This is a genomic window from Tabrizicola sp. TH137, from assembly GCF_002855575.1.
GTDB lineage: Bacteria > Pseudomonadota > Alphaproteobacteria > Rhodobacterales > Rhodobacteraceae > Paragemmobacter.
The window spans coordinates 224,737-240,789 of sequence record NZ_PKRQ01000007.1; the positions used below are offsets into that span (position 1 = coordinate 224,737).

The 16,053-nt window shown below is 67.8% G+C and carries 15 protein-coding genes; 10 read left to right on the plus strand and 5 right to left on the minus strand.

Translation table 11 applies throughout. From position 1 onward, the window contains the following. The first annotated feature begins 1 nt into the window (after nt 1). The 7 genes from C0V75_RS19635 to C0V75_RS19665 all read left to right on the plus strand — a co-directional run bounded on the left by C0V75_RS19635 (nt 2) and on the right by C0V75_RS19665 (nt 6,432). Nucleotides 2–352: a Na+/H+ antiporter subunit C gene (locus C0V75_RS19635; protein ID WP_101922667.1), complete on the plus strand. Its 351-nt coding sequence runs from the start codon at nt 2–4 to the stop codon at nt 350–352. Continuing rightward, entirely contained in the window at nt 352–1,857 is a 1,506-nt protein-coding gene (locus C0V75_RS19640; protein ID WP_101922698.1) for a monovalent cation/H+ antiporter subunit D, read from the plus strand. Before C0V75_RS19635 ends, C0V75_RS19640 begins: the two co-directional genes overlap by 1 nt. A gap of 1 nt (nt 1,858) precedes the next feature. Then, complete coding sequence (locus C0V75_RS19645) at nt 1,859–2,350, plus strand: Na+/H+ antiporter subunit E (RefSeq protein ID WP_101922668.1); 492 nt, start codon at nt 1,859–1,861, stop codon at nt 2,348–2,350. After that, nucleotides 2,347–2,616: a K+/H+ antiporter subunit F gene (locus tag C0V75_RS19650; RefSeq protein ID WP_101922669.1), complete on the plus strand. Its 270-nt coding sequence runs from the start codon at nt 2,347–2,349 to the stop codon at nt 2,614–2,616. Before C0V75_RS19645 ends, C0V75_RS19650 begins: the two co-directional genes overlap by 4 nt. Continuing rightward, a complete protein-coding gene (gene mnhG / locus C0V75_RS19655) occupies nt 2,613–3,005 on the plus strand; it encodes a monovalent cation/H(+) antiporter subunit G (RefSeq protein WP_101922670.1) in 393 nt (130 codons plus the stop codon). The genes C0V75_RS19650 and mnhG overlap by 4 nt, the downstream gene beginning before the upstream one ends. A 93-nt stretch (nt 3,006–3,098) precedes the next feature. Further along, nucleotides 3,099–4,085, plus strand: a complete 987-nt coding sequence (gene deoC / locus C0V75_RS19660) for a deoxyribose-phosphate aldolase (protein ID WP_101922671.1) — start codon at nt 3,099–3,101, stop codon at nt 4,083–4,085. 4 nt (nt 4,086–4,089) lie between these two features. Beyond that, nucleotides 4,090–6,432, plus strand: coding sequence for an aldehyde dehydrogenase family protein (locus tag C0V75_RS19665; protein WP_101922672.1), 2,343 nt, complete (start codon nt 4,090–4,092; stop codon nt 6,430–6,432). A 113-nt stretch (nt 6,433–6,545) separates the two neighbouring features. On the opposite strand, the gene C0V75_RS19670 is transcribed toward C0V75_RS19665, so the two are convergent. Next, nucleotides 6,546–7,100: a YqgE/AlgH family protein gene (locus C0V75_RS19670; protein ID WP_101922699.1), complete on the minus strand. Its 555-nt coding sequence runs from the start codon at nt 7,098–7,100 to the stop codon at nt 6,546–6,548. 141 nt (nt 7,101–7,241) lie between these two features. Here C0V75_RS19670 and C0V75_RS19675 point away from each other — a divergent pair, with 141 nt between their 5' ends. Then, a complete protein-coding gene (locus C0V75_RS19675; RefSeq protein ID WP_101922700.1) occupies nt 7,242–8,039 on the plus strand; it encodes a protein-disulfide reductase DsbD domain-containing protein in 798 nt (265 codons plus the stop codon). Nucleotides 8,040–8,060: 21 nt separating this feature from the next. Here C0V75_RS19675 and C0V75_RS19680 read toward each other — a convergent pair whose 3' ends face one another. From C0V75_RS19680 to C0V75_RS19695, 4 genes are all read right to left on the minus strand, one after another. After that, complete coding sequence (locus tag C0V75_RS19680) at nt 8,061–11,426, minus strand: efflux RND transporter permease subunit (RefSeq protein WP_101922673.1); 3,366 nt, start codon at nt 11,424–11,426, stop codon at nt 8,061–8,063. Between the two features lie 5 nt (nt 11,427–11,431). After that, nucleotides 11,432–12,886: an efflux RND transporter periplasmic adaptor subunit gene (locus tag C0V75_RS19685; protein WP_101922674.1), complete on the minus strand. Its 1,455-nt coding sequence runs from the start codon at nt 12,884–12,886 to the stop codon at nt 11,432–11,434. 117 nt (nt 12,887–13,003) lie between these two features. Continuing rightward, complete coding sequence (gene moaB / locus C0V75_RS19690) at nt 13,004–13,546, minus strand: molybdenum cofactor biosynthesis protein B (protein ID WP_101922701.1); 543 nt, start codon at nt 13,544–13,546, stop codon at nt 13,004–13,006. Continuing rightward, on the minus strand, nt 13,546–14,409 hold the full coding sequence (locus C0V75_RS19695; RefSeq protein WP_101922675.1) for a uracil-DNA glycosylase family protein: 864 nt from the start codon (nt 14,407–14,409) through the stop codon (nt 13,546–13,548). The genes moaB and C0V75_RS19695 overlap by 1 nt, the downstream gene beginning before the upstream one ends. 130 nt (nt 14,410–14,539) lie before the next feature. On the opposite strand from C0V75_RS19695, the gene C0V75_RS19700 reads away from it, so the two are divergent. Both C0V75_RS19700 and C0V75_RS22805 read left to right on the plus strand, forming a co-directional pair. Further along, a complete protein-coding gene (locus C0V75_RS19700) occupies nt 14,540–15,502 on the plus strand; it encodes an aspartate carbamoyltransferase catalytic subunit (RefSeq protein ID WP_101922676.1) in 963 nt (320 codons plus the stop codon). Beyond that, nucleotides 15,502–15,969, plus strand: a complete 468-nt coding sequence (locus tag C0V75_RS22805) for a hypothetical protein (protein WP_143710462.1) — start codon at nt 15,502–15,504, stop codon at nt 15,967–15,969. Before C0V75_RS19700 ends, C0V75_RS22805 begins: the two co-directional genes overlap by 1 nt. Nucleotides 15,970–16,053 lie beyond the last annotated feature (84 nt).

The following is a 16,053-nucleotide window of genomic DNA, read 5'->3' on the forward strand; positions in this document are numbered from 1 at the left end:
CATGGAAGCCCTGATCGCCATCGCCATCGGCACCCTGACAGCAGGTGGCATTTACCTGATGCTGCGCCAGCGCACTTTCCCGGTCATCATCGGGCTGACGCTGCTCTCCTATGCCGTCAACGTCTTCATCTTCGCCGCAGGCCGCCTTGTTCCCGGCCTGCCCGCCATCATAGCGAAGGATGCGGCCGGCTATACCGATCCGCTGCCGCAGGCGCTGGTGCTGACGGCCATCGTCATCTCCTTCGGCATGACCGCCGTCATCGTGCTCATGGCGCTGGGGTCATGGCTAGAATCCGGCCATGACAAGGTCGATATGGATGACGAGAAAGACGAACAGGAGACGCGCGCATGATGTCGCACTGGATCATCGCGCCGGTCGTCCTTCCGGCAGTCATCGCGCCGCTCATCGTCCTGATGATGCGCAACGACCTGACGCTGCAACGCGTCTTCGGCCTGGCCAGCACGCTGGCCCTGGCCGCCATCGCCGCCGCCCTCCTGATCGCCTCAAGCCACAACCCGCCAGAGATTTACCTGCTCGGCAACTGGCCCGCCCCCTTCGGCATCGTCCTGATGCTCGACCGGCTCTCGGCCATGATGCTGATGCTGACGGCACTTCTGGCCATCGCCGTGCAGCTTTACGTCATCTCCACCAACTGGGACGCAAGGGGCCGCCATTTCCACGCGCTCTTCCTGTTCCAGATGATGGGCATCAACGGCGCCTTCCTCACGGGCGACGCCTTCAACCTCTTCGTCTTCTTCGAAGTGCTGCTCATCGCCTCCTACGGCCTGATGATCCACGGCGCGGGAAAGGATCGCTTGCGCGCAGGCGTGCAATACATCGCCTTCAACCTGATCGCCTCCACGCTCTTCCTCTTCGCCCTGGCCACGATCTATGCCGTCACCGGCACGCTCAACATGGCCGATATCGCGGTCAAGGTCGCCGCCCTGCCCGAAGGCGACGCGGCGCTCATCCGCGTGGCCGCCGTCCTGATGCTGTCGGTCTTCGCCATCAAGGGCGCGCTGGTGCCGCTGCAATTCTGGCTGCCCGGCACCTATGCCAATGCGCCGGGTCCTGTCGCCGCCCTCTTCGCCATCATGACGAAGGTCGGCGCCTATGCCATCCTGCGCACCACGACCCTGATCTTCCCGCCGGAAACGGCGGCAACGGGCGGCATGATCGCCGATATCATGCTCCCCGCCGCGCTGGTCACGCTGGCCATCGGCTCCATCGGCATCCTTGGCGCAACCACCCTGCCCCGGCTGGCGGCCTTCTCCGGCATCGCCTCCATGGGCACGATCTTCACAGCCTTCGCCGCCTTCACGCCCGAGGCGACCTCCGCCGCGCTCTACTACCTCCTGCACTCCACCCTCGCCACGGCAGCAGTGTTCCTGATCGCCGATCTGGTGACCGACCGGCGCGGCAATGGCACGCTCACCGCCCAGCCCCGCATCGCCCAACAGGGCCTGATCGCCGCGCTCTTCTTCGCCAATGCCATCGCGCTGGCCGGGATGCCGCCGCTTTCGGGCTTCATCGGCAAGCTGATGGTGCTTGACGCGCTCCGTGCCGACGCCGCGCTGATCTGGACCGTGATCCTCGTCTCTTCCTTCCTCATGGTCCTCGGCTTCGGGCGGGCGGGTTCCACCCTCTTCTGGAAATCCCACGCCACGGGCGAGGCGGCGGAGCCCCATCACAGCCCCGAACCCATGGCCTTCGCCGCCATCGGCGGCCTGCTTGCGGGTCTCGTCCTTCTCACCATCTTCGCAGGCCCGGTGAAGGATTGGCTCGACGCCACCGCCGCCGCCCTGCACGCCCCCGCCGCCTATATCGGGGCCAACAACCTGCCGGGGGTGAACTGACATGTTCCGCCGCCTCTACCCGCATCCTTACCTCTCGCTCTTCCTCGTCCTGACCTGGTTCCTCCTCGTCAACCAGTGGAAGCTCGGCTCCCTCGTCATGGCGATCTTCCTCGCCACGGTGATCCCGCTCCTCACCGCGCCCTACTGGCCGCACCGGCCCCGGCTCAACAGCATGCCCGCGCTTCTATCCTATGTCCTGCTGGTGGTCTGGGACGTGATCGTCGCCAATGTGCAGGTGGCGAAGATCGTTCTCTTCATGCCGCGCGACCGCATCCAGTCCGCCTGGATCCGCGTCCCGATCGAGTTGAAATCGCCCGAGGCCATCGCCCTTCTCGCGGGCACCATCACCATGACCCCCGGCACCGTCACCGCCGACATGTCCGCCTGCGGCCGCGTGCTGCTCATCCATTCGCTCCACGCGCCCGACCCCGACGCCATCCGCGACGACATCAAGTCGCGCTACGAATCCCGGCTGAAGAGGATCTTCGAATGATCACCTACGCCCTCGCCTTCGCGCTGGTCTGTTTCGGCCTTGGCCTCATCCTGAATCTCTGGCGCCTCGTCATTGGCCCCACGGTCGCAGACCGCGTCCTCGCGCTCGACACGATGGTCGTGAATGTCATCGCCATCATCGTCCTCTACGGCATCCAGACCGGCCTCGGCATCAATTTCGAGGCGGCGATGCTCTTCGCCATGACCGGCTTCGTCGGCACCGTCGCCTTCTGCAAATACCTCCTGCGGGGGAGCGTGATCGAATGACCTTCGCCCTCGACATCATCCTCTCCATCCTCCTCGTCGTCGGCGGCCTCTTCGGCCTGACCGGCAGCTACGGCCTTATCCGCCTCAAGGACCGGATGCAGCGCCTCCATGCCCCCACCAAGGCCTCCACCGTCGGCCTCGGCACAGCACTCCTCGCCTCCATGTTCCACGGGCTGATGATCGGCACCGGGTTCTCGTGGCAAGAGGTGCTGGTGATGATCTTCATCTTCGTCACCGCCCCCATCACCGCCAATTACCTGTCGAAGGTCCATCTCCAGTCCCGCCACTATGACGGCCAGACCCCGGCCACCGGCGTCAGCCGCGACTGGGCCACCTTCGACCAGCAACCCGAAGACCCGGAACCACGGCTTCCCAGCCGCGATTCCTGACCGAAAGGTCAAATTTCTGCCGATCCTCACCGCCCCGCACTTGCGCGGAACCGCGCCCCCGTGCATCTTCCCTTCGTCCGAAGGGAGGACCGCGTGACCACTCTCACCCCCAGCCCGACCCAGCTTCCGCAAGTCGCCCATCCCCGCAACGAAGGGATGCCGCTCGATCTCGACTGGGTCGCCGCCGTGCAGGCGAACACCTCCGCCATCGAACGCCGCGCCGCCACCTTGGGCGGCAGGCGCTCGGTCAAGAAGGACTGGCAGGCGGCCTGGCTCCTGAAGGCCATCTCGCTGATCGACCTCACCACCCTGTCGGGCGATGATACATGGGGCCGCGTCGAACGGCTCTGCGCCAAGGCGCGCCAGCCCGTCTCCCCCTGGATGCTGGAAAAGCTGGGGATGGAGGGGCTGACGGTCGGCGCGGTCTGCGTCTATCACGACATGGTCGAAACCGCCGTGAAGGCGCTGGAAGGCACCAATATCCCCGTCGCCGCCGTCTCCACGGGTTTCCCCGCAGGCCTCTCGCCCTTCCATCTGCGGATCGAAGAGATCCGCCAATCCGTCGCCGCCGGCGCGCGCGAAATCGACATCGTCATCTCCCGCCGCCACGTCCTGACCGGCAACTGGCAGGCGCTTTACAACGAAATGCGCGAAATGCGCGAAGCCTGCGGCCCGGCCCATGTGAAAGCGATCCTCGCCACCGGCGAACTCGCCACCCTGCGCAACGTCGCCCGCGCCTCGCTCGTCTGCATGATGGCCGGGGCCGATTTCATCAAGACGTCCACGGGGAAAGAGGCCGTCAACGCCACCCTCCCCGTCACGCTCACCATGATCCGCGCCATCCGCGACTATCAGGATCGCACCGGCATCAAGGTCGGCTACAAACCCGCAGGCGGCATCGCCAAGGCCAAGGACGCGCTGCTCTACCTCGCCCTGATGAAGGACGAACTCGGCCACCCCTGGCTGCAACCCGATCTCTTCCGCTTCGGCGCCTCGTCCCTCCTGGGCGACATCGAACGCCAACTGGAACATTATCTGACCGGCCACTACTCGGCCGCCAACCGCCACCCGATGGGATAAGACCATGACGATCAAGGAAATCTTCGACCGCATGGACTACGGCCCCGCCCCCGAAGGCAATGCCGAGGCGAAGGCATGGCTCGCCAGACACGGCGCGACCTTCGGCCATTTCATCGACGGCCAATTCACCGCCCCTGGCCAGACCTTCGCGACGAAGAACCCCGCCACCGGCGCGGAGCTTGCACAGATCACCCAGGGCAGCGCGCAGGACATCGACACCGCCGTCGCCGCCGCCCGCCGCGCCCAACCCAAATGGGCGCGCCTGCCCGGCCATGCCCGCGCGAAATACCTCTATGCCCTCGCCCGCCTGATCCAGAAACACGCCCGCCTCCTCGCGGTGCTGGAAACCATGGACAACGGCAAACCCATCCGCGAAAGCCGCGACATCGACATCCCCCTCGTCGCCCGCCATTTCTACTACCACGCAGGCCTCGCCCAACTGATGGAGTCCGAACTTCCCGGCCAGGCCCCCCTTGGCGTCTGCGGAGCAGTGATCCCGTGGAACTTCCCCCTCCTGATGCTCGCCTGGAAGGTCGCCCCGGCCCTTGCCGCTGGCAATACCATCGTCCTGAAACCCGCCGAATACACCCCCCTCACCGCCCTCCTCTTCGCCGAAATCACGCGCGAGGCGGGGCTTCCCAAGGGCGTGCTGAACATCGTCACGGGTGACGGCGACACCGGCGCCGCCCTTGTCGCCCATCCAGGCATGGACAAGATCGCCTTCACCGGCTCCACCGCCGTGGGCAAGGCCATCCGCCGCGCCACCGCCGGAACCGGCAAGGCGCTCACCCTCGAACTCGGGGGCAAATCCCCCTACATCGTCTTCGACGACGCCGATCTCGACAGCGCCATAGAGGGCCTCGTCGATGCAATCTGGTTCAATCAGGGCCAGGTCTGCTGCGCCGGATCGCGCCTTCTGGTGCAGGAAGGCATCGCCCCCCGCTTCCACGAAAAACTCAAACGCCGGATGGACGGCCTCCGCCTCGGCGACCCGCTCGACAAATGCATCGACGTGGGCGCGGTGGTGGACCCGGTCCAGCTTGCCACGATCACCGACATGGTGCGCAGCTCCGACGGCGACATCTACCACGCCAATACGCCGCTCCCGGCGCAGGGCTGCTACTACCCCCCCACCCTCATCACCGGCCTCGGCACCGCCTCCCGCCTGATGCAGGAAGAAATCTTCGGTCCCGTCCTCGTCTCCATGACCTTCCGCACCCCGGCCGAGGCGGTGGAGCTTGCCAACAACACCCGCTACGGCCTCGCGGCCAGCGTCTGGACCGAAAACGTCAACCTCGCCCTCGACATCGCGCCCAAGATCAAGGCGGGCGTGGTCTGGGTGAACGCGACCAACCTCTTCGACGCCGCCGCAGGCTTCGGCGGGGTGCGAGAGTCGGGCTTCGGCCGCGAAGGTGGCTGGGAAGGGCTGATGGCCTATCTCAAACCCGCCCGCGCCGCGAAACCGCTCAAGCCCCTCCCCGCCACCCCCGAACCCGCCAGCTTCGACGCCCCCGCCCTCGACCGCACGGCAAAGCTTTTCATCGGCGGCAAGCAGGCCCGCCCCGATGGCGGCTATTCCCGCGCGGTCTTCTCGCCCAGGGGCAGACATCTCGGCCATGTCGGGATCGGCAACCGCAAGGACATCAGAAACGCGGTGGAGGCCGCCCATGCCGCCAAAGGCTGGGGCAAGGCCACCGGCCACAACCGCGCCCAGATCCTCTATTACATCGCCGAAAACCTCTCGGCCCGCGCCGCCGAATTCGCCGCCCGCCTGAAAGACCTCACCGGCAAGGATGGCGCGGAGGAGGTAGAGGCCACCATCTCCCGCCTCTTCACCTATGCCGCCTGGTCCGACAAGTTCGACGGTCAGGCGAAATCCGTTCCCCTGCGCGGCATCGCGCTGGCCATGAACGAACCCGTCGGCGTCATCGCCGCCCTTTGCCCCGACGAGGCCCCGCTTCTGGGCCTGATCTCCGTGATGGCCCCCGCCATCGCCATGGGGAATACCTGCGTCCTTGTGCCGTCAGAGCCCTTCCCGCTGGCGGCAACCGACCTCTACCAGGTGCTCGAAACCTCGGACCTGCCCGCAGGTGTGGTGAACATCGTGACCGGCAGCCATGCCGAACTGGCCAAACCGCTGGCAGGCCATATGGATGTCGATGCGCTCTGGTCCTTCTCTTCGTCCGACCTTTCGGCCCTGATCGAAAGCGAAAGCGCCACCAATCTGAAGCGGACCTGGGTGAACCACGCCAAGGCCCGCGACTGGACCGGAGCGGAAGGCGAAGGGCGCCCATTCCTGGGCCATGCCACGGCGATCAAGACGGTCTGGGTCCCCTACGGCGAGTGACGAAAAATCTTCTCCGAAGATTTTTCCCAAAGGGGCTTTCCAAGGAAAGCCCCGCGAATTTTCCATGGAAAATTCGCCCGACCGAAAATTTTTCGCAGAAAAATTTTCGCCCCTCAGGCCCGCCCGGCCGCCGCTGACAGGGTCAGCGGGTCAATCCCCATCGCCCGCAAGGCGCCGGCCCATTTGCCCGCGTCATCCTGCGAAAACACCAATGCCTCCGGTGCCTCGCCGATCAGCCAGCCATTCGCCTTGATCTCGTTCTCAAGCTGCCCCGGCCCCCAGCCGGAATAGCCCAGCGCAAGGATCGCCTGCGACGGCCCTTCCCCCCGCGCCAGCGCCTCGAGGATGTCCAGCGTCGCCGTCATCCCATAGGCCCCACCCACCTTCATCGTGGCAGGCCCCCCGGCATAGTCGCGCGAATGCAGCACGAAGCCCCGCCCGCGTTCGACCGGACCTCCGACATGCACACGGATGTCGCGGCCCGCCGGCGCCCGGGGGATCTTCAACTGCTCCAGCAGATTGCGGAAGTTCAGGTCGGGCGAGGGGCGGTTCACGATCAGGCCCATCGCCCCTTCGGGCGAATGCGCGCAGATCAGGATCACGCTCTTGGCAAAGCGCGGATCGCCCATCCCCGGCATCGCCACCAGAAGCTTCCCGTCCAGATCCAGATCAGCCATCACCGATCCCCTGCCATCGCTTCGCCTGCCTTCAAGATGGGGCTGTTGCCGCTCCGCCTCAAGGGCAAAGCTGACACATCCCTTCTCCGGAACGTGATTTCCCCTTCCCGGCACAGTGCCTATCCTTGCGCCATGCGTCCGATCACCCTCCTCTCCGCCCTTTTCGCCCTCGCCGCCGCACCGGCCACGGCCTTCTCGCCCGAAGATGTCATGTCCGGCCAGATGCGGCCCGGCTGGCAACTGCCCGATGGCGGCCACATGACCGCGCTGCATATCGCGCTGGCCCCGGGGTGGAAGACCTATTGGCGCAGTCCCGGCGATGCCGGCATCCCCCCCATGTTCGACTGGACGGGAAGCGAGAACCTCGCCTCCGTCCGCTTCCACTGGCCGCGCCCGCATGTCTTCGAACTGAACGGGCTCCAGACCGTCGGCTACAAGGGCGAACTGGTCCTCCCCATCGAGGTGATCCCCGCCGACCCGTCCCGTCCCGTCCATCTGAAGGGCAGCGTGGAACTCGGCGTTTGTGACGACATCTGCCTTCCCGCCGCCCTGCCCTTCGACCTCGTGATCGACGGCCCCGGCGCCCCCGATCCGGTGATCGACGCCGCCCTCGCCGACAGGCCCCTGCCCGCCGCCAAGGCGGGCCTGCGCGGCATCGGCTGCGCCATCGACCCCATCGCCGACGGCATCCGCATCACCGCCACGCTCGACCTGCCCGGCGAGGCCGGGGAAACCGTGATCTTCGAAAGCGGCAAGGACGGCGTCTGGGTCTCCGAAGCCGCCGCCACCCGCAGCGGACCCACCCTCGTGGCCAAGGCCGAGATGGTCCCCCCGCAGGGCAAACCCTTCGCGCTCGACCGCTCCGCCGTCACCGTGACGGTGCTCTCGGACCAGCGTGCCGTCGAAATCCGCGGCTGCCCGGCGCCCTGATCCCTGCCGCCTGACCCGCGCTCAGATGCGCCGCCCGGCCAGCAGCCGGACGGTCCCCGTCACCAGCCCCGCTCCCACCACCACCAGGGCCAGCGCCGCAAGGCCCACCGGCGCGCCCGCCAGCCCCGGCGCCAGCGCCAGCACCCAGCCCGGCAGCGCCCCCGTCGCCACCACCGGCCCCAGCACCGCCAGCCAGATCACCCCGACCCCGGCCGCGCTTGCCGCCACCGCGCGCCGCATCCCGCCCGGCCCCCGCCGCAGCATCCGCCGCAGCGCCCGGAACCGCCGCCCGACATCCGCCTGCACCACCGTGATCGCCGGCACCACCAGCAGCACAAGGAACATCCCGAAGCCAAGCCCGAAGACCAGCGTCACCACTGTCGGCTTCAGGAACTCCGCCTGGGACGACCGTTCGAACAGCAGCGGCGCCAGCCCCAGCACCGTCGTCAGCGTGGTCAGAAGCACCGGCCGCAACCGATCCGCCACCGCATCCACCACCGCCGGGATCAGCCCGCGCTTGCGCGCATAATCGTCGATGGTCGAAACCAGCACGATGGAATCATTCACGATGATCCCCGACATCCCGATGATCCCGACGATCGAAAACATCGACAGCGGCACGTCCCAGACCCAATGCCCGAACACCGCCCCCACCAGCGCGAAGGGGATGACCGACATCACCACCACCGGCCGCGCCCAGCTTGCAAAGATCCAGGCCAGACAGAGATAGATCCCCACCAGCGCCAGCACGACCGCCACCGCCGCCCCCCCAAGGAATTCGCGCTCCTGCTCCGCCTGACCGGAAAACCGCGCCATGACCCCGAAATCCTGCTCCACCCCCGGCACGATCTGCCCGCGCAGCGCCGCCTGAATCTCCGACGCGCGCGCAGGGTCATCTTCGGCCAGATCGCCCGATACGGTGACAACACGCAGGCCGTTCTCCCGTAATACAGACGAGAACCCGGCCTCCCGGCTGACCGTCACGATATCCGAAAGCGGCACGTAAAGGGCCCCCTGCGCCCCCTCCGCCCGCATCTGCAACCGGTCAAGGAAATCCGCCGTCAGCTCCCCCTCCGGCAATTCCACCCGGATCGCCGCCGATCTCGGCCCGTCCGGATAGGTCGCCGCCTCGATACCCCCCAGCATCGCCCGCAGGTCACGGGCCAGCCCCTCGATGGTAAAGCCCAGCGCCTGCCCCGTCGGCGTCAGGCTCAGGACCAGTTCCTCCTTGTCATAGGCCAGCGTATCCTCCAGCCCCGACACTTCGGGATAGACCGCCAGCCGCGCCTTCAACGCCTCTGCCGCCGCCTTCAGGTCGCCCGCCTCCGCGCCATAAAGATCGACGCTGATCGACGCGCCCCCCGGCCCGAAGCGACCGCCGCGAAAGCTCAGTTCCTCCAGCAGCGGATGCCGCCGCACCTCCTCTTCCACCGCCGCGATAAAGGCATTGGCCGAATAGGGCCGCAGGTCAGGATTGACGATCTCGACCGCGATCCCGCCCAGCAGATCCGCATCCTTCGTCGCCGCCCCCGACAGCCCCCGCCCCGACCCGCCCCCCACCTCGGCCATGGCGAATTCCACCGGGTTCAGCCCGTGCTCGGCTGCGAACGCCGCCCCCACCGCCTCCACCGCGCGCTGCAACTCGGCCATCATCGCCTGCGTATCCGCCCGCGTGGCCCCCGGCAGCATCGAGAAATTCCCCGTCAGCGACGATTGCTCCGGCGCGTTGAAGAACCGGAACGGCACATCCCCCCGCAGGAACAGCGCCGCCTGCGTGGCCAGCGCCAGCACCGCCGCCGCCAGCACCGGATAGCGCGCCGCCACCACGCCCCGCATCAGCGGCTTCATCGCCCGCTCCTTGAACCGGTCCAGCCAGCGGTTCATGAACCGGCTCGGCGCGTCGTACCATTTCTCCTTCACCGAATCCGCCAGCGCATGGGCCATGTGATTGGGCAGGATCAGGAAGCACTCGATCAGCGAGGCGATCATCACCGCCATCACCGTCAGCGGAATATCCTTGATCAGGTCGCCGAACCGCCCCCCGATGGCCGCCAGCGCCAGAAAGGCGATCACCGTCGTCAGGGTCGAGGCCAGCACCGGCCCCGCCATCCGCACCGCCGCCCGTTCCGCCGCCTGCACAGGGCTTTCCCCCATGTGCCGCACGCGGAAATCGGCATGTTCCCCCACCACGATGGAATCATCGACGATCACCCCCAGCACCAGGATCAGCGCAAAGAGCGAGATCATGTTGAGCGTCAGCCCACCCAGCCACATCACCCCGATGGCGGCCAGCGTGGCCACCGGAATCCCCGCCGCCACCCACAGCGCGATGCGCCCGTTCAGGAACAAAAACAGCATCAACACCACAAGCACCAGGCCCGACAGCGCATTGTCCAGCATCAATGTCAGCCGCTCGGTGATCTGATCCGCCCGCGCCCGGACAAGGTCCAGCGTCACCCCTGCGGGCAGGCCGGGGCGCATCGCCTCGGCCACCTCGGCCACGCGGGCCTGCATGTCGATGGCGTCGCCCTCGGCCCCCCGCTCCACCCTTATCGCCATCGCCGGGTTCGCGCCCACATAGGCCGCCCGCCCCCGATCCGCACCCTCGACCCGGATCGTCGCCACATCGCGGATGCGCAGCACCGTGCCATCTGCCGCCACCCGCAGCGCGATCTCGCCAATCTCTTCGGCCTGCCGCCGCTCCTCGCCCGTCCGCACCCGCGCAGCCCCCGTGGCGACCTCGCCCGCCGGCGTGGTCACCACCGCCGCCGCAATGGCCTCGGCGATCTGGGCCAGCGTCACATCATGCCGCATCAGGGCGACGGTCGGTACCTCCACCACCATCTGCGGCGCGGCCAGCCCGCTGATCGTGGTCCGCGTCACCCCCGCTGCGAACAGCCGCGCGGTGAATTCATCGGCCAGCCGCGCCAGCTGATCCACCCCCACGGGGCCGGATATGACCACATCCGTCACCCCGTCGCGCCATGCCGAACGCCGCACCTCCGGCTCTTCCGCGCCGTCGGGCAGGGTCGTCACCGCCTCCACCGCCGCCGCCACATCCTGCGCGGCGCGGTCGATATCCACCCCCGGCTCGAACTCGATCTCGATGCTCGCCCGCCCCTCGACAGATCGCGAGGCCGTCGCCGCCACCCCCTCCACCGCCATCAGCACGGGTTCCAGAACCTGCACGATGCCGCGGTCCACATCCTCGGCCCCGGCCCCCTCCCAGACGATATCGACATCGACCTCGGCCAGCACCACATCGGGAAAATACTGCGCGCGGATGTTCAGGGCGGCCACCAGCCCGCCCACCAGCATCAGCACCATCAACAGATTGGCCACCGTCCGGTGGCGCACGAAATAGGACAGTATCCCCCGCCCCTTCATCGCGCCTACCCACCCATCCGGGCTTCGATCCGCGCCACCACCTCGGTCGGCACCACCTCTTGCCGCAACTCTTCGATCAGCCGCGCCCGCACGGCCTCGCCCAGCGTCCCGTCAGCCTCCACCGCCGCGATCAGCGCCGCGCGCCGCTCTTCGGTCAGCGCCACGCCTGCCGCGGCCTCCGTCTCCACCCCCGGCCGCACCGGGCGCACCTTGATCCCCGCGCCCAGCAGCGGCGACCGTTCCGCCACCACCTCGCGCCCCGCCAGCGCGCCGGGGGCCACGATCACCCGATCCCCCTGCCGCCGCAGCACCTCGACCGCCACCTCTTCCAGCCGCTCCTCCGCCGTCACGGCCAGCACCCGCCCCGCCGCATCCACCGCCGTCGCGGGCAGATCGGCCACGTCCTCCAGCGCGGGTTCCGCCACCTGCACCGTCACGAAATCCCCGGGCCGCAGCCCCGGCGCGCTGTCCAGCGCGGCAAAGACCACCCGCCCGCCGCCCGCCTCCGCGCCCGAAGCCCCGGCCCGCACCAGCCGCCCCTCGCCCGCCAGCGCCGCGCCGGAAACCTCCAGCGTCACCGTCACCGCCGCCGGAACCAGCTCCCCCCGCCCATCCACCAGCCGCGCGAATTGCGCCGTCGAAAGCCGGAACCCCACCTCCATCGCGCTCGGGTCGATCACCCGCCCCAGCACCTCGTTCGCCGTCACCTGCCCGCCCGCCACGACCGGCGCCACAGCCTCCAGCCGCCCGGCAAATTCCGCCCGGATCACCGTGTCACCCAACACCCGCTCCGCCTCGCCAAGGCTGATCCGCGCCCGCTCCACCGCGATCACCGCCTGATCCACCGCCGCCTCGGCCTGCGCCAGCGCCGACCGGCTCGACAGCAGCGCCTGCTCCGCCTGTGCCTCGGCCAGTTCCGCCGTCTCCACCGCCGCCGCCGACCCCGCACCCCGCGCCGCGATGTCACGCTGCCGCTGCACCGCCTGCGCCCGCAGCGCCAGTTGCGCCTCCGCCTGGCGCAAATCATCCTGCGCCAGCAGCAGCGCCCGCCCCGCCTCGCGCCCGCCTGCCTCCGCCTCGGCCAGGGCCGCCGCCGCAAGGTCCCGCGCCGCCGTCGCCTCTGCCGGGTCCAGCCGCAACAGCACCTCACCCGCCGCCACCGCCGCCCCTTCGGCAAAGGCAGGCGACAGCTCCGCCACCCGCCCGCCCACCGGCGCCCGCAGTTCAAGGCTCCGCACCGCCCGCAGCTCGCCATAGGCCGTGGTCACGGGCACGATCCGCCCCGTCTCCACCCGGATCACATTTGCCGAAACCACCCGCTCCTCGGCAGGCCGGGCCATCCCGCCCCCCGCCATCCGCTCGCGCAGCGCCCCCGCCACGACCCCCACCGCCAGCGCCAGCAGCGCCAGCGTGACCGCCGCCAGAAACAGCCCGCCCATCGCGCGTCCGAAGAACCGCATCGAAACCCCTTCCGCCCGCCCAGCCGGAAACCTAGCCGTCCGCGCGCCCCGCGCCAATGACGCCTGCGTGAAACCGCCCTCTGCCCCGTTCAACGCCGGGCCGCGCGGCTTCCGTCGCTACTTCCGCCGCCGATGTTCCTCAAGCCGCGGGAAAATCTCCACGAAGTTGCAGGGCCGGTGCCGGTAATCCAACTGCCATTTCAGGATCTCGTCCCAGGCGTCGCGGCACCCGCCGGGGCTTCCGGGCAGCGCGAAAAGATAGGTCCCCCCCGCCACGCCGCCGCAGGCGCGCGACTGCACCGCGCTTGTCCCGATCTTCTGCATCGACACCAGGGTGAACACCGTCCCGAAGGCCTCGATCTCCTTCTCATAGACGTCGCGATGCGCCTCCACCGTCACATCCCGCCCCGTCAGACCCGTGCCCCCCGTCGTCAGGATCACATCCACCCCCGGATCGGCGATCCACTCGCGCAGCCGCGCCGCGATCTCCGCCCGCTCGTCCCGCACGATCCCCCGCGCCGCCAGCACATGCCCCGCGGCCGTCAACCGCTCCACCAGCGTATCGCCTGACCGGTCATCCTCGGCCTTCCGCGTGTCCGACACCGTCAGCACCGCAATCCGCACCGGGATGAACTCCCGCGTCTCGTCGATCCGGCTCATCATCCCCTCAACTTTGCCTGTATCTCCAGCAGATCGGCCCAGGCCTCCCGCTTCGCCGCCGGGTTGCGCAGCAGATAGGCCGGATGCGTCATCGGCATCACCGGACGGCCCAGCGCCTCGGCCCAGGTCCCGCGCAGCCGCAGAATGCCCTTCGCCCCCAGCAGCGCCGAACAGGGAGTATTCCCCATCACCACGATGATCTCCGGCGCCGCAAGCTCCACATGCCGCGCCACAAAGGGCCGCATCATGGCAATCTCCTCCGGCGTCGGCTCCCGGTTCCCCGGCGGCCGCCAGGGCATCACATTGGTGATATAAAGCGCCCGCTCCAGATCGGGGCTTTCCCGCGACAGCCCGATCGCCGCGAACATCCGGTCCAAGAGCTGCCCCGCCGCGCCGACGAAGGGCCGTCCTTCAAGGTCCTCTTCCCGCCCGGGCGCCTCGCCCAGCACCAGGACCCGCGCCCCCGCCCGCCCATCGGCAAAGACAAGGTTCCGCGCGCCCTTCTTCACCTCGCAATGCTCATATCCCGCCAGTGCCTCGCGCAGCGCTTCAAGACTGCCCGCCGCCCTGGCCCGCGCCTCGGCCTCGGCCACCGCGGCATCCGCCGCCGCCGCCGCCCGCTCCGCCGCGCTGATCTGCGGCACATAGGGCTCCGCCGCCGCCCGCGCAGGCTTCGCCGCCGCCACCGCTGCCACCGCCGCCGCAGGCGCCGCCCCCTGCCAGGCCGCCCGCTCGGGCAGGTCATAGGCATTCACCGGCGCATCGCCGATCACATCGGTCAGCCCCATCTCCACCTGCCATTGCAGCGCCGCACGCGCCGCAAGCCAGCCTTCGGGTGTGGTGATGTCGAACTCGATTCCCATGCCCGCAAACCTAGGCCCGCCCCCGCCCCCGCGCCACCGCCAAATTTCTTCCCCCAGCTCTGGCCCCCCGCCCGCTTGCCCGAACCCCCGCCCCCCGCTACAAGCCCCCTGAACACCGAAGGAGGAACAGATGACCTTCCGCGCCCGCCACCTCCTCGGCATCGAACATCTGGCCCCGCTGGAAATCACCACCGTCCTCGATCTGGCCGACCGCTATGTCGATCTGAACCGCCGCACGGTGAAACAGTCCGACGTGCTGGCAGGCATGACGCAGATCAACATGTTCTTCGAAAACTCCACCCGCACGCAGGCCAGCTTCGAACTGGCGGGAAAGCGTCTCGGGGCCGATGTGATGAACATGGCCGTGGCCCAATCCTCGGTGAAGAAGGGCGAGACGCTGATCGACACCGCCCTCACCCTCAACGCCATGCATCCCGACCTGCTGGTCGTCCGCCACCCGTCCTCCGGCGCGGTCAACCTCCTTGCCTCCAAGGTCAACTGCGCCGTCCTGAACGCAGGCGACGGCCGCCACGAACACCCGACCCAGGCGCTGCTTGATGCGCTGACGATCCGCCGCGCCAAGGGCCGCATCCAGCGCCTCACCGTCGCCATCTGCGGCGACATCGCCCATAGCCGCGTTGCCCGGTCGAACCTCATCCTTCTGGGCAAGATGGAAAACCGCATCCGCCTGATCGGCCCGCCCACGCTGATGCCCGCCGGCATCGGCGAATTCGGGGTGGAAGTCTATGACGACATGCGCAAGGGCCTCGAAGGCGCCGATGTGGTGATGATGCTGCGGCTCCAGAAGGAACGCATGGATGGCGGCTTCATCCCCTCGGAACGCGAATACTACCACCGCTACGGGCTGGATGCCGAAAAGCTCGCCCATGCCAAAGCCGATGCCATCGTGATGCATCCTGGTCCCATGAACCGGGGGGTCGAGATCGACGGCGACCTCGCCGATGACATCAACCGCTCCGTCATCCAGGATCAGGTCGAAATGGGCGTCGCCGTCCGCATGGCCTGCATGGACCTCCTCGCCCGCAACCTCCGCCTCGAACGCGGGCGCAAGATCGTGGGGACGATGGTGTGATGCTTGGAAAACTTCATCGGATCAAGAACATCAGATCTGTCTGGCCGGACGAAGCACGAAACTTCACCCCATGGCTCGCAGAGGCGGACAATTTGGCTGAGCTGGCAGAGGCGATCGGTTTGGACAGAGATGGGCTGGAAGTTGAAGGGATCGAAAAATCCATAGGAACTTTCTCAGCCGATATAGTGTGCCGCTCGACAAGCCCAAATGGAGGCCTCGTCGTAATTGAGAATATGTTCGGCAAGTCAGATCACGACCACCTAGGTAAACTACTGACCTATGCAAGCGGAACCGAGGCCAGAACAGTCATCTTAATTGCCGAGACAATCCGGGAGGAACATCGGGCGGCATTGGACTGGTTGAATGCAATAAGTGACGATGATCACTCATTCTTTGCCTGTGAGATCGAACTCTGGCGAATTGGCGACAGTCCACCCGCCCCACGGTTCAACCTAAGGAACGTCTGATCAACGCGTTCGGCTGCGCCGAGATTTGTGTTTGAGTGCTACCGCGGTGCAGTCAGCTGGCCCTGAGCAGCGATATTCCAGCTT

Coding starts and splice junctions, on each gene's coding strand:
- C0V75_RS19635 (WP_101922667.1), top strand. CDS start 2: ATGGAAGCCCTGATCGCCATCGCCATCGGCACCCTGACAGCAGGTGGC.
- C0V75_RS19640 (WP_101922698.1), top strand. CDS start 352: ATGTCGCACTGGATCATCGCGCCGGTCGTCCTTCCGGCAGTCATCGCG.
- C0V75_RS19645 (WP_101922668.1), top strand. CDS start 1,859: ATGTTCCGCCGCCTCTACCCGCATCCTTACCTCTCGCTCTTCCTCGTC.
- C0V75_RS19650 (WP_101922669.1), top strand. CDS start 2,347: ATGATCACCTACGCCCTCGCCTTCGCGCTGGTCTGTTTCGGCCTTGGC.
- mnhG (WP_101922670.1), top strand. CDS start 2,613: ATGACCTTCGCCCTCGACATCATCCTCTCCATCCTCCTCGTCGTCGGC.
- C0V75_RS19665 (WP_101922672.1), top strand. CDS start 4,090: ATGACGATCAAGGAAATCTTCGACCGCATGGACTACGGCCCCGCCCCC.
- C0V75_RS19675 (WP_101922700.1), top strand. CDS start 7,242: ATGCGTCCGATCACCCTCCTCTCCGCCCTTTTCGCCCTCGCCGCCGCA.
- C0V75_RS19680 (WP_101922673.1), bottom strand. CDS start 11,426: ATGAAGGGGCGGGGGATACTGTCCTATTTCGTGCGCCACCGGACGGTG.
- C0V75_RS19685 (WP_101922674.1), bottom strand. CDS start 12,886: ATGCGGTTCTTCGGACGCGCGATGGGCGGGCTGTTTCTGGCGGCGGTC.
- moaB (WP_101922701.1), bottom strand. CDS start 13,546: ATGAGCCGGATCGACGAGACGCGGGAGTTCATCCCGGTGCGGATTGCG.
- C0V75_RS19695 (WP_101922675.1), bottom strand. CDS start 14,409: ATGGGAATCGAGTTCGACATCACCACACCCGAAGGCTGGCTTGCGGCG.
- C0V75_RS19700 (WP_101922676.1), top strand. CDS start 14,540: ATGACCTTCCGCGCCCGCCACCTCCTCGGCATCGAACATCTGGCCCCG.
- C0V75_RS22805 (WP_143710462.1), top strand. CDS start 15,502: ATGCTTGGAAAACTTCATCGGATCAAGAACATCAGATCTGTCTGGCCG.